Annotated in this window: 11 protein-coding genes; 10 read left to right on the top strand and 1 reads right to left on the bottom strand. The window is 66.3% G+C overall.

What is annotated here, in order from left to right:
- Window positions 1–60 precede the first annotated feature (60 nt).
- The 7 genes from FEJ81_RS07470 (at window position 61) to FEJ81_RS07500 (ending at window position 7,138) form a co-directional block, all read left to right on the top strand.
- On the top strand, window positions 61–900 hold the full coding sequence (locus FEJ81_RS07470) for a 16S ribosomal RNA methyltransferase A (protein WP_138244696.1): 840 nt from the start codon (window positions 61–63) through the stop codon (window positions 898–900).
- A gap of 117 nt (window positions 901–1,017) precedes the next feature.
- Window positions 1,018–2,184, top strand: a complete 1,167-nt coding sequence (locus FEJ81_RS07475) for a mechanosensitive ion channel family protein (protein ID WP_138244697.1) — start codon at window positions 1,018–1,020, stop codon at window positions 2,182–2,184.
- Window positions 2,185–2,757, top strand: coding sequence for a HemK2/MTQ2 family protein methyltransferase (locus FEJ81_RS07480; RefSeq protein ID WP_138244698.1), 573 nt, complete (start codon window positions 2,185–2,187; stop codon window positions 2,755–2,757). It abuts the gene before it with no gap.
- A gap of 71 nt (window positions 2,758–2,828) precedes the next feature.
- On the top strand, window positions 2,829–4,052 hold the full coding sequence (locus FEJ81_RS07485; RefSeq protein WP_138244699.1) for an outer membrane protein assembly factor BamB family protein: 1,224 nt from the start codon (window positions 2,829–2,831) through the stop codon (window positions 4,050–4,052).
- A gap of 138 nt (window positions 4,053–4,190) precedes the next feature.
- A complete protein-coding gene (locus FEJ81_RS07490; RefSeq protein WP_138244700.1) occupies window positions 4,191–5,195 on the top strand; it encodes a 5-methyltetrahydropteroyltriglutamate--homocysteine methyltransferase in 1,005 nt (334 codons plus the stop codon).
- Window positions 5,192–6,268 carry a methionine synthase gene (locus FEJ81_RS07495; protein WP_138244701.1) on the top strand — a complete coding sequence of 359 codons (1,077 nt, stop codon included), beginning with the start codon at window positions 5,192–5,194 and terminating at the stop codon, window positions 6,266–6,268. The genes FEJ81_RS07490 and FEJ81_RS07495 overlap by 4 nt, the downstream gene beginning before the upstream one ends.
- A 252-nt stretch (window positions 6,269–6,520) precedes the next feature.
- Complete coding sequence (locus FEJ81_RS07500; protein WP_138244702.1) at window positions 6,521–7,138, top strand: nitroreductase family protein; 618 nt, start codon at window positions 6,521–6,523, stop codon at window positions 7,136–7,138.
- Between the two features lie 287 nt (window positions 7,139–7,425).
- On the opposite strand, the gene FEJ81_RS07505 is transcribed toward FEJ81_RS07500, so the two are convergent.
- A complete protein-coding gene (locus FEJ81_RS07505; RefSeq protein WP_138244703.1) occupies window positions 7,426–8,022 on the bottom strand; it encodes a hypothetical protein in 597 nt (198 codons plus the stop codon).
- Between the two features lie 186 nt (window positions 8,023–8,208).
- On the opposite strand from FEJ81_RS07505, the gene FEJ81_RS07510 reads away from it, so the two are divergent.
- The 3 genes from FEJ81_RS07510 to FEJ81_RS07520 all read left to right on the top strand — a co-directional run bounded on the left by FEJ81_RS07510 (window position 8,209) and on the right by FEJ81_RS07520 (window position 12,965).
- Window positions 8,209–10,770: a glycoside hydrolase family 3 protein gene (locus FEJ81_RS07510; RefSeq protein WP_138244704.1), complete on the top strand. Its 2,562-nt coding sequence runs from the start codon at window positions 8,209–8,211 to the stop codon at window positions 10,768–10,770.
- Window positions 10,771–10,885: 115 nt separating this feature from the next.
- A complete protein-coding gene (locus FEJ81_RS07515; protein WP_138244705.1) occupies window positions 10,886–12,013 on the top strand; it encodes a Gfo/Idh/MocA family protein in 1,128 nt (375 codons plus the stop codon).
- A gap of 460 nt (window positions 12,014–12,473) precedes the next feature.
- Entirely contained in the window at window positions 12,474–12,965 is a 492-nt protein-coding gene (locus FEJ81_RS07520; RefSeq protein WP_138244706.1) for an SHOCT domain-containing protein, read from the top strand.
- The last annotated feature ends 8 nt before the right edge of the window (window positions 12,966–12,973 follow it).

Genomic DNA, 12,973 nt, shown 5'->3' on the forward strand with positions numbered 1-12,973 from the left:
GAGACACAAAACCGGCCGTGAGACGGTGCGTTTACACCGGCCCCGGCCGTAGCGCCGGCAATGAGAGATCCAGACGGACTGATCGCCCGGGCGGGCGTCCGCGGCGATCCGGACCGCGACCAGCACTTCCTCGTCGACGACCGCGTGCTGGACCGGTTGCCGACCTACCTGACTGAAACCGACGCCGACACGAGCCATATCCTCGAGATCGGTGGCGGAACGGGCGCGCTGACTGACCGGCTGCTCGCGGTCGGCGACGAGGTGACGGTAGTCGAACGCGATCGCGAACTCGCCGCATTTCTGCGCGAGGAGTTCGCCGACGAGATCGACGCCGGCGAGTTGACCGTCGTTCAGGGCGACGCACTCAAGGTCGAATTACCCGACTTCACGGCGTCGGTCTCGAATCTCCCCTACGGCGTCTCGAGCGAGATCGCCTTTCGGCTCTTTCCCGAGAAGAAGCCGCTCGTCTTGATGTTTCAACAGGAGTTCGCTGAACGGATGGTCGCCGAGCCGAACACGTCGGAGTACGGCCGGCTCTCGGTCTCGAGCCAGCACTACGCTGATGTCGAACTCGTCGAGTCGATCCCGAAGGAGGCGTTCTCGCCGCCGCCGGCGGTACAGAGCGCGGTGGTTCGTGCGATCCCGCGCGAGCCCGACTACGAGGTCGACAACGAGGACTTTTTCCTGCGGTTCGTCAAGGCGCTGTTCACCCAGCGCCGGAAGACGATCCGGAACGGGATCCGGAACACGGCTCACATCTCCGGACTCGCCGAACCCGAGGCGGTCGTCGACGCGGCCGACGAGGACGTGCTCCGAAAGCGGGCCGGCGCGATGGCACCCTCCGAGTTCGCCGCGCTCGCCCAACTCGCGAGGGATGTTGGTGGCCCGATCGACGAGTAATCTCGAGGCCCGGCTCGCGGGGCCCGTTCGGCTCGAGTCGCGGTCGAGGGTCGATGGGAACAGTCCGACCAACGGATACTCAAAGCTACGCGACCGACGGGTTTGAGAGACGAACGCATGTCCGAACTACTGACGGAGTTCGACCGGCTCTCGGCGGTGTTTCCGACGACGCCGCTGAAACTCGCGGTGTCGATCGTGGCGCTCGGACTCGTCGTCGGCGTCCTCCTCGCCTACCGGCGGCTCCACGCGTGGGTCGCCGAGCGGGCGCGGCCGCTGTACGCCGATATCGCTTCCATGGCCCTGCTCATCGCAACCTGTGGGATGAGCCTCAGTATCGTACTCGGCGTCTGGGGCCAGACGGCGGAACTGAGCCGGCTCTACAACGACTTCGGGCTCGGCGGCGACGGCGTCGCACGCGCGATCTTCTCGTTTCTCCTGCTCGTCGTGACGGTCATCGTCACCCGGTTCGTCCGCCGGGTGATCGAGGAGGTGTTCGGCTCGTCCTCGGCCGTGACGGCCCACCAGCGGAAGGTCACCCACCGCCTCTCGCAGGTGATCATCTGGTCCGTCTCGCTGGTCGTCGTGCTCGGCATCTGGATCGAGGACCTCGGGAGCCTGCTCGTCGGGGCCGGCTTCCTCGGGATCGTCCTGGGGATGGCCGCTCGGCAGACCCTCGGGACGATGCTCGCCGGCTTCGTCCTGATGTTCGCCCGGCCGTTCGAGATCGGCGACTGGATCGCGGTCGACGACAACGAGGGAATCGTCACCGACATCTCGATCGTCAACACTCGCGTCCGGTCGTTCGACGGCGAGTACGTCATGATCCCCAACGACGTCATCGCCTCGAGCATGGTGACCAACCGCTCGAAGCGGGGGCGACTGCGACTCGAGGTCGAGGTCGGCGTGGACTATGCGACCGATATCGACCGTGCCGCGGACCTCGCGAAGACCGCGATCGAAGATATCGACGAGGCACTGGCCGCGCCGTCGCCGCAGATCGTTGCCAAGTCCTTCGGCGACTCGTCGGTGATACTCGGCGCGCGCTTCTGGATCGACAAGCCGAGCGCCAGACGCTACTGGACGGCTCGAACCGCCGCGATCAGCGCCGTCAAGGCGGCCTTCGAGGACGAGGGAATCAAGATCCCGTACCCGCAGCGCGAACTGTCCGGACGGGCCGAGACCGGCGGCTTTCGGATCGCCGACGACGGCGAAGCGACGCCGGCCGGGGAATCCGGCGACGGCGAATCGCGCGAACACCGCATGACGACACCGGAGGATCGATAGATGACACTCGAGGACCGACGCGACGAGGAACCGGACGTGTACCAACCCGCCGAGGACTCTCACCTGCTGGCCGAGGCGGCCTGTGACCGACTCGAGGGGAGCGAGGTCGTCCTCGAGGTCGGCACGGGTTCGGGCTACGTCGCCAAACAAATCGCCGACGAGACGGGCGCTCGCGTCGTCGCATCGGATCTGAACCCACACGCCGTGCGCCAAGCCCGCACCGAGGGCGTCGAGGCGGTGCGAGCGGATCTCGTCTCGCCGTTTCGGGACGGGTCCTTCGACGCGGTCGCGTTCAACCCGCCGTACCTGCCGACCGATCCCGAAAACGAGTGGGACGACTGGATGGAACGCGCCCTGTCGGGCGGCGAGGACGGCCGAGCCGTCATCGATCCGTTCCTCGAGCACGTCGGTCGCGTGCTCGCCCCCGACGGCGTCGTCTACCTGCTCGTGAGCAGTCTCACCGGCGTCGACGAGGTGGTCGAAGAGGCCGGCAAACACGGGTTCAGCGCTGTCGCCGTCGCCGACGAGTCGTTCCCCTTCGAGACGCTGACGGTGCTCGAGTTGTTCCGTTGAGGGCTCAACGAGAAGCCGGTGCGATAATGTTATGGAAAGGTACTTTTCGAACCTCTGATAACCGGTGAGTAATGCCCTCCACTCGACGGACGCTGCTGACGAGCGTCGGCGCCGCCGTTACGAGCATGACGCTCGCGGGCTGTTCGCAGCTCCCAGCCGCCCTCGGCCCCGATCCAGAGCCCGATGAGCCGCCCGAATCGGGCGTCGAGAGGCGGGTTGACCCCGGCGATCACATTCTCGGTGCCGACGGCGACTGGTCGAGTTTCGGCTGTAACGCCGCCAATACCCGCGCTGTCGCCGACGGTCAGGCACCGGTCGACGGCGTCAGCGAGCGCTGGCGGGCCGATGTCGCACAACTTGGGTATCGGGCGCCGGTCGTCGCTGGCGGTCGCGTCTATCACCCCGACGGCCGAAGACTGCGGGTCTTCGACGCCGCGGACGGAACGGAGTTGTGGACCCTCGAGGACAGCCGGGTAGCGCCGTTGGTTCGCGACGGCGTGGTCTACGTCCCCGTCGGAACCACCCTCTACGCCCTCGAGGCCGACACCGGCGACGAACTGTGGAATCGGGAGTTCGAAACGCGGGGAAGCGTGACGACGCCGACGACGTACGAGGGACGCCAGTTGGTCTGTGGCGCGGGCGAACGCGTCGTCTCGCTCGATCCCGAGACCGCCGAGATCCGGTGGGAACGCGAGGTCTTCGGACAGGTGCTCGACCACCTCGCCGTCTTCCAGGGCTACGGGTTCGTCGTCGCGACTGAGGCCGGCGAGGTCTCCCTGTTCTCCGAGGAGGGGACGGGCTGGCGGCGGTGGGAGCTCCCGTCGACGCCGACGTGTCCGCCGAGCGCCGATACGGACTCGATCTACGTCACCTGTCGTAACGGGACGACGTACGCGCTAATGGACGACGGACTTTCGGACCCGGAGATCACCTGGACGGACGACACGGGCTGGGCCGAACGCGGGATCGGCGTCGTCGACGATCTCGTCCTCGTCGCGAACGGTCGCGGACTCCACGCCGTCGACGCCGAATCCGGCGAGCATCGCTGGGAATACGACACCGGCGACTGGCGACATACAGCCCCCGCGTACGGTCGCGACACGCTGTTCGTCGGCGGCGACCGACTCTGGGCGGTCGATCCAACACCCGGTGACAGCCCGGACGGCGGCCCTGCGGTCCGATTCGAACGAAAATTCGCGGGTCGGGTCGGTCTGGGTCCGGTCCTCGACGACGGTACGCTGTACGTCGTCGCCGAAGTCGAAGACGAGACGTTCGCGCTGCTGGCGCTGGACTGAGCCACGGATCGTCGGGAAACGCCGCCAGATTCCCTCACCGGCTACGATCTGTACCGTCCGCATACTCGCGGGAATTACTGACACGCATTTCAGTATATGGAAAATATTAAGCGTCGGTATAGCCTAGCCGTGACCACGATGACTGAGTACGTTTCGACCACGCCGGGGCTGTATCCGCTCCCGGACTGGGCGAAAGACGACCTTTCAGACCTGAAAGGACACCAGAAACACGACCTCATCAGCGGCGACGAGGGCGAGGCAATCACCGCGGCCTACGAGGAGGCCCGCGACGAAGTGATCGGCGTCCAGCAAGACGCCGGCCTCGACCGCGTCGTCGAGGGGCAACTGCGCTGGGACGACATGCTCGCCCACCCGCTGGCCGTCGCCGACGCCGTCGAAACGCGCGGGATCGTCCGCTACTACGACAACAACAACTTCTACCGAGAGCCGGTCGTCCAGGACGACCTCGAGCCCACCGGCGACGTCGCCTCCGAACTCGAGGCGACCGCGGAACTGACCGACGGCGACGACCTGCAGGCAGTTCTCCCCGGTCCGTACTCGCTTTCGGACCTCGCGACTGACGAACAGTACGGCGACGAGGCCGACTTCCTCGGTGCAATTGCCGACTTCCTCGAGGGTGAGGTCGACGCCTTCCCCGAGCACGAGACGCTGTTCCTGCTCGAGCCCTCGCTGGTCGAGAACGCTCCCGACGACGGACAGGACGAGCGCGCGAGCGAGGCGATCGATCAGGTCGCTGGCGCGACCGACGCCGACGTCGTCGTCCAGCCCTACTGGGGCGCACTCGAGGAGAAGGTCTACGCGCACCTGCTCGACGCCGACATCGACGCGGTCGGCTTCGACTTCGTCGCGAATCAGGACGACAACCTCTACAACATTCAGGAGTACGGCGCACCTGACGACATCGCGCTGGGCCTCGCGGACGGCCAGAACACGCTCGTCGAGGATCCCGAAGCGATCCGCGACCGGGTCGAGTGGGTCGAAGGCCAACTCGGCGTCACCGAGTTCGAGACGGTCTACCTGACGACGAACACCGAGACGTTCTACCTGCCCTACGGCAAGTACGTGGAGAAACTCGAGGTCCTTGCGGAGGCCGCAGACCTCGCGGAGGTGACAGCAGCATGAGCACGAACGAGAACAAAGATCAGTTCCGACCGCCCGAGCACGATTCCGACCACTTCCTGCTGACGACCGTCGTCGGCTCCTACCCCAAGCCCAAGTGGCTCAACCGCGCGAAGGAACTCTATCAGGACGAGGATCACGGGTTCGACGCCGACGACTATCAGGAGGCCAAAGACGACGCCTCGCGACTCATCACGAACGAGCACGAGCGCGCCGGCCTCGACGTCGTTGTCGACGGCGAGATGCGGCGCAACGAGATGGTCGAGTTCTTCGCCCACCGTATCGAGGGCTACGAGTTCAACGGCCCCGTCAAGGTCTGGGGACACAACTACTTCGACAAGCCGAGCGTCGTCAGCGAAGTCGAGTACGACGACAGCTGGCTCGTCGACGAGTACGAGTTCACCGCCGACGCGAGCGACCGACCGGTCAAGGTCCCGATCACGGGTCCCTACACGCTCGCGAACTGGTCCTTTAACGAGGCCTACGAGGACGACGACGAACTCACCCTCGAGCTCGCCGACCTCGTCAACGAGGAGATCGAGAAACTCGTCGACGCCGGCGCGCGCTACATCCAGATCGACGAGCCCGCGCTCGCGACGACGCCCGACGACCACGCCATCGTCGGCGAGGCCCTAGAGCGCATCGTCGCCGACCTCCCCGAGGAGGTCCGCATCGGTCTCCACGTCTGTTACGGCGACTACTCCCGTATCTATCCCGAAATCCTCGAGTTCCCGGTCGACGAGTTCGACCTCGAACTCGCGAACGGCGACTACGACCAGCTCGATGTGTTCAAGGACCCCGAGTTCACCAAGGATCTCGCGCTCGGCGTCTGTGACGCCCACGTCGCGGAAGTCGAGTCCGTCGAGCAGATCGAGGAAAACATCAAGAAGGGCCTCGAGGTCGTCCCGCCGGAACAGCTCGTCGTCTCGCCGGACTGCGGCGTGAAGCTGCTGCCCCGCGAGGTCGCCTACGGCAAGATGGCGAATATGGTGCAGGCGGCCCGTAACGTCGAGGAGGACCTCGACGCGGGCACCATCGATATCGAGCGCGGTGCGCCGACGCCGGCCGACGACTGACGACTGACGCGGTTCGTCGCGTCACTGCGTTCGACCGGCGAGCGAATCGCCGGTTGCGATCACTGCCGCGTTCTCTTCACGCCCGTATTCCGTTTCGACGACGGCACGTGCTCGCATCTCGTGTGAGATGTTCGCACGCATATTTCGATGAAGTTTACTGTTGAATCAAGAAACAGAACACGGACACGAGTGTTACCTGATATCCTCCCTGTCTAATAATATATATGTGGTCCGAGACCGAATAAACGAGAGATGCAAGACGCTCTCGAGAGCCGACGCGAACTCAGTGACGATGTCGCCGAGCACCGCGATCCCGACCACGATATCGATCCGCTGTTCGTCAACCGATGGTCGCCACGCGCGATGACCGGCGAGCCGCTCGAGGAGGACGAGTATCTCCCGCTGTTCGAGGCCGCCCGCTGGGCACCCTCCGCGTTCAACAACCAGCACTGGCGGTTCCTCGTCGCCGACCGCGAGGACGAGGAGTGGGACGCGTTCCTCGATCTGCTCTCCGAGAACAATCGCGCGTGGGCGAGCGACGCCGCCGTGCTCGCCGTCATCGTCTCGAAGACGACGTTCGACCACAACGGCGAACCGGCCCCCGTCCACTCCTTCGACACCGGCGCGGCGTGGGAGAACCTCGCGCTCGAGGGCGCACGCCGCGATCTGGCCGTCCACGGAATGGCCGGCTTCGATTACGAACGCGCGGCCGCAGAACTCGATGTCCCCGAGGAGTTCGCGGTCGAAGCGATGGTCGCGATCGGCGAGCGCGCGCCGCCCGAAACGCTCCCCGAGGAGCTACGGGAGCGCGAGCAGCCGAGCGACCGTAAGCCGCTCTCGGAGATCGTCCACCGCGGCGGCTTCGAGTAGTCGATCCGATCGTTCGCTCGATCCCCCGTTCCAAGCTCAACGGCTTTTCGTCCGACGACTGAACGGCCGCTATGGACAACCCGCTGTCGAGCGACACGCTCCGCGGGCGAACCGGCTCGCTCGGACCGTTCATCCTCCGCCGTGCGGAGCGAACCGAGGCGATCAATTGGGACGAATAGGGCGGATACCCCCTGTGGTGTCCGTGCTCGAGCGGTCCGTGGCAGGCTCCTCGAGTGATCGATCGGCGTAACCCGACTCGCAATCGAGCCGGGTCGATCTCACTGCTCTCAGAGAAGATCGATATTCCCCGGCCTCTCGGCGCTCCCGACGACGATCGAGCCGTCGCGGCGAACGACGATCCCGTAGCCGAGTAGGGTGCACTCGAGGACCACGTCGTCGGCTCGTCCGCCGTCGCTTCGAACCGAGTCCTCGACGGCGAACGTGATCGACTCGAGGCTCGAGACGGCCGCCGGAAGTGCCGCGAACGTCTCCGACGGCACGTCCCGGATCTCCCCCTCGACGGTGAACGAGAGCACGTCGGGCGGCGGTTCGATCGGCTCGCGGTCCTCGTCCGCCGACGACCGGTGCGCGTCGAGCCCGGCCGCGATGTCGTCCCCGTCCGGCGTCGCGACGCCGACATCGACGGTCTCGAGTCTGAGAGTTGCCGGGCCGGTCAGATCGAGCGCGACGGAGTCCGCGTCGCCGTCCGGTACGGTCACGCGAACCGGGTTCAACGTCGTTCCCGCGAACTCGCCGAGCAGCGTCTCGGTCGCTCTCAGAGTGCCCTCCACCCTGAATTCGAGTCCGTCGGGCGGTCGCGTTTCCACGGTGACGTTCGACAGCCGAACGCTCTCCGCGTCGTCGAATCGGACTGTGTTGCTCATCGGTTTCCGGTGAGCCTACGGTCCGAGCCGGGGAAACGGTACCGCCGGGATCCGGCGTGGACGGCGTATTCCCTGCATACGAGAGTCTACTCGAACGCTACACGCAGTGTGTCCGACATAGCTACGTGTTATCCGCTAGATAGCTAGGAATTATTTATGCAGTATCGAGTTATGGCAGAGAGTTGCATGCCAAACGGAAACGATCACGATGGCGTCGACGAATCGCGCAGGACGTTCATGAAGGCAACCGGTGCGGCGACGGCCGCGGCCGGGCTCGGAGCCACCAGTGCGGCGGCCGGCGACGGGAAGCGATCGAAGCGTCTCGAGGACGCGATCAAGGCGATGACCCTCGAGCAGAAGGTCGGCCAGATGACCCAGGTCGCGATCGACGATCTCGGCGAGGGGTTCGGCCCCGACACCGCGTTCAACGATCACGACGACGTGGACACGGTCGGCGAGCTATTCTCGGAGCTCCACGTCGGTTCGATCCTCAACGGCGGCGCGACGGGACCGACGTTCGACGGCGAGGAGTTCGTCGAGGGACTCAACGGCCTCCAGGAGTACAACCTCACGGTCAACGAGCCGGCGATCCCGTTCGTCTGGGGCTGTGACGCGCTCCACGGGAACTGCCTGCTCGAGGGGTGTACGAGCTTCCCGCAGCGACTCAACATGGGCGCGACGCGCGACATCGATCTCGTCGAGGCGGCGGCGACCCACACCGGCGACTCCGTCGCGGCGATCGGCGGCCACTGGAATTTCGGGCCGACGCTGGACGTCCTGCGGGACATGCGCTGGGGCCGCTACTTCGAGGGCCACAGCGAGGACGCGATGTTGCTCGGCGAGATGGGGAAGGCTCGCGCCCGCGGGTTCGAGGCCAACGGCCGGGTCGCCGCGACGGTCAAGCACTTCGCCGGCTACGGCACCCCGAACACCGGTTCCGACCGGACCCACGCACGGACCTCGATGCGGGACCTGCGGACCCGCCAGTTCGAGCCCTACCGGCGCGGGCTCGAGGAAGCCAAGACGGTGATGGTCAACAGCGGCGCGGTCAACGGGAAGCCGGCCCACGCCTCCTCGTGGCTGCTGACGACGGTCCTGCGGGACCGATTCGACTTCGATGGCGTGGTCCTGACCGACTGGGACGACTTCGAGCGGATGCTCTCCAACCACGAGTACCTGCCCGAGACCGACGCCGGCTGGCGCGAGTCGGTCCGGCAGGGTATCGAAGCCGGCGTCGATATGCACATGTGCGGCGGCGAGACGGCGCCGACCGACTTCATCGACACCGTGATCGACCTCGTCGAGAGCGGCGACCTCTCCGAGGCACGCATCGACGAGTCGGTCCGTCGCATCCTCGAGCTCAAGGCCGACCTCGGGCTGTTCGCGGACCCGCTCGCGCCGGAAGACGAGATCGGCGACATCGTCGGCGGCGCTGCCGATGTCTCCGAGCAACTCGCCAAGGAGTCGCTGGTCCTGCTGCAAAACGAGGACGACACGCTCCCGCTCGAGGGCGTCGACGACCTGCTGCTGACCGGGCCCGGCGTCCACGAAGGGATGGAAAACCGGTTCCTGATGCAACACGGCGGCTGGACGCTCGGCTGGCAGGGGATCGAGGACGGGAACCTGACCGAGGACGGCCCGCGACCGCGCCAGAACACGATCGAGGGCGAACTGGCAGCGCGGCTCGGCGACGGGCTCACACACGTCCCGACGGAGTACGAGCCCGCGGCCTACGAGAGCCTCTACGAGAACTTCGATAACGGCTTCTTCGATGTCACCGACGAGCAGGCGGCGGCGGTCCGCGAGGCCGCACCTGGCTCCGACGCCGTCGTCGTCGTCCTCGGCGAGGGAACGCACAACGAGGGCTTCGGCGACCGGGACAAGATGCGCTTCCTCGAGGCCCAGCGGGAACTCGTCGAACTCGTCGATAGCGAGACCGGCGACGACGTCCCGCTCGTCGGTGTGATCCTCGCCGGAAGCCCGCGCGGCACGGCGGAGACGTTCGAGCACCTCGATGCCGTGCTCTTCGCCGGCCAACCGGGCAGCGATGCCGGCGTCGCGATCGCCGACACGCTCTTTGGCGACTACAACCCCTCCGGGAAGCTTCCGTTCACGTGGGAGTCCCACGTCGGGCACGTCCCCCAGATCTACGACGAGTATCCGCCGCGCCATCCCGACAGTGCGGGCGATCAGATGGTCCAGTTCGAGTTCGGCCACGGCCTCTCCTACACCGACTGGGAGTACGCGGACCTGTCGCTGTCGACCGAGTCGGTGACGAACCCCGCCTCGACGCCGACCGTGACGGCCCACGTCACCGTTGAGAACGCCGGCGACACGGCCGGCGAGCACATCGTCGAGATCTACAACACCGAATCCTACGGCTCCGTGCTCCAGCCCCAGCGTCGTCTGATGGGCTTCGAGCGGGTCGCCCTCGAGCCGGGCGAGCGCGAGACCGTCGCCGTCGACCTCGACCTCTCGACGCTCGAGGTCGTCCCCGGCGACGTTCCCGGCTGGGGGCCCCGGGTCGTCGAGGCCGGCGAGTACGAGCTCGCAGTCGGCTCCGACTGGGGCGTGAACGCGAGCGACGAGGACGGCGGTGGCGGCGAGACGACGACGCTGACCGTCGGAGAGACGGCCTCCATCACCGATCCCGAGCCGACGCCCGGTCGCTACGACATCGACGGGGACGGGGACGAGGACTTCAGCGACGTGATGGCGCTCCACCGACGACTCAAGCGGCGACGGTAATACGACGGGGCCCACCGCGGCAGTGACCATTGGGGCTGCAGCCGTCGCGGGAACGCGACCGCGTCCCGCACCCGCTTCGCCAACAACTAACTGTCGGCTCGGCGAACGGGTGACCATGACTCTCGAGATCGGCGTTCTCGGCTATCGATTCATGGGGAAAGCACACGCGAACGCGATGGCTCGATTGCCGATGTTCTTCCCGGACGCACCCGAGATCGAACGCAGCGTGCTCGTCGGCCGCGACGAGGAGGCGCTGTCGGACGCGGCCGATCGACTCGGGTTCGAGTCGATATCGACGGACTGGACCGAGGTCGTCGACGATGTGGACGTCTTCTACAACCTCGGTCCGAACCACGTCCACCGAGAGCCGTCGATCGCCGCCCTCGAGGCCGGAACGCCGGTCTTCTGTGAGAAGCCGCTCGCACCGACGCTCGAGGAAGCGGACGTGATGGCGGAGACGGCGCGCGAGGCGGGCGACGACGTGCCCGCGGGCTGCGCGTTCAACTACCGGTTCGTACCCGCGATCCGGTACGCGAAGCGGCTGCTCGAGGCGGGCGAACTCGGCGAGATCCGTCAGGTCCGCGGCCGGTATCTGCAGGACTGGCTGGTCGACCCCGAGGCCCCGTGGTCGTGGCGCAACGACGAGGAGATGGCCGGTTCGGGCGCGCTCGGCGACCTCGGCTCGCACACGGTCGATCTCCTGCGATTCCTCGTCGGGTCCGACGACCTCGCGGGCGAGATCAAACGAGTCAGCGGCCACCTCCAGACGTTCGTGGATGAGCGGCCGGTCGAAGACGGCGACGAGACGCGTCCCGTCACCGTCGACGACGCCTACACCGCGCAACTCGAGTTCGAAAACGGTGCCGTCGGATCCCTCGAGGGGACGCGGGTCGCGGCGGGCCACAAGAACGACCACACGATCGAAGTCCACGGCTCCGAGGGCAGTCTCCGGTTCTCGCTCGAGCGGCTGAACGAACTCGAGGTACTGCGAGCCGACGAGAATCGGGGCTACGAGACGATTCTGGTCACCGACGCGGACGATCCCTACGTCGACCACTGGTGGCCGCCGGGCCACGTGCTGGGCTGGGAGCACACCTTCGTCCACGAGAATTACGAGTTCCTCAGCGCGGTTGCGAGCGGCGACGCGTTCGAACCGAACTTCGACGACGGTCTCGCCGCTCAGCAGGTCCTCGACGCGATCGAACGGAGCGACGAGCGCGGCGAGCGGGTCGCCCTCGAGTAACGCGGTTCCGGTCTCGTTCTAAAGCACTCGCTCTCCCTAGAGACGGGCTTCCGGGCCCGCCTCGAGTGACCTCAGTCCGAGAAACGTGAGCCGATCGGCTGGGGCTGGGGTGTGGTCCGCCCCGTTGCCAGCAACAGCGGGACGTACACCGACGAAACGAGCCCGCTGCGTGTACTGGCAGCAGAGAATACCACGTCCTCCCCACCCGATTCGCTCGTTCCCTTCGGTCACTCACTCATCCCTCGCGCGAGTTCGTCCCGCGATTCACTGTCGTTCATCACGGGACAGCACGCGCCACTGTACTGGATCGACAGCCGGTCTGGAGCGGAGACGGACCGGCGCAGTCGTCGAGCGTCAGAACGACAGTGTGGCGGCACACGTCCGATCCGTTCCGACGCTTGACTGACACCCAGCGCGTAACCGGATTTTTTGTAGCTCCGCTAAGAATAACTCCGTGGGAATGGACGACAGGATTCGGGCGTTCATCGCCAACGAGGGCTGGCTACTGGTGGCGATCCTGACGTTCGCACTGACGAGTATCGCCGGCATTGCCGGCCTCGGAGCGCTCGCGGGCGCGATCTCGGTCATCGGATGGTTCCTGCTGACGCCGGTCCTGCTGTTCTGGGGCGACGAAGTCGCGCTGTTGCTCGAGGACGCCGACGCGACGGGCACGACGCAAACCACCGAGACGGACGCCGAATCGGACCCGCTCGAGGAGCTGAAACGCCGCTACGCGGCGGGGGAGATCGACGAGACGGAGTTCGAACGCCGACTCGAGCGGCTCGTGGCGGTCGACGAGATTCCGGACGACGCGATCGGTTCCGGAGCGGCCGACGAGACGCCGACGGACACTGTGAGAGTCGATGAGGCGTCGGACGAGGCGACTCGGACCGAACCGCTCGAGCGAGAGACCGATCTCGACCACGAGCGAGAACGGGAGTGCGACCGCTAGCTGCGGGT

The sequence above is a fragment of the Natrinema versiforme genome, assembly GCF_005576615.1.
Classification (GTDB): Archaea; Halobacteriota; Halobacteria; order Halobacteriales; family Natrialbaceae; genus Natrinema; species Natrinema versiforme_A.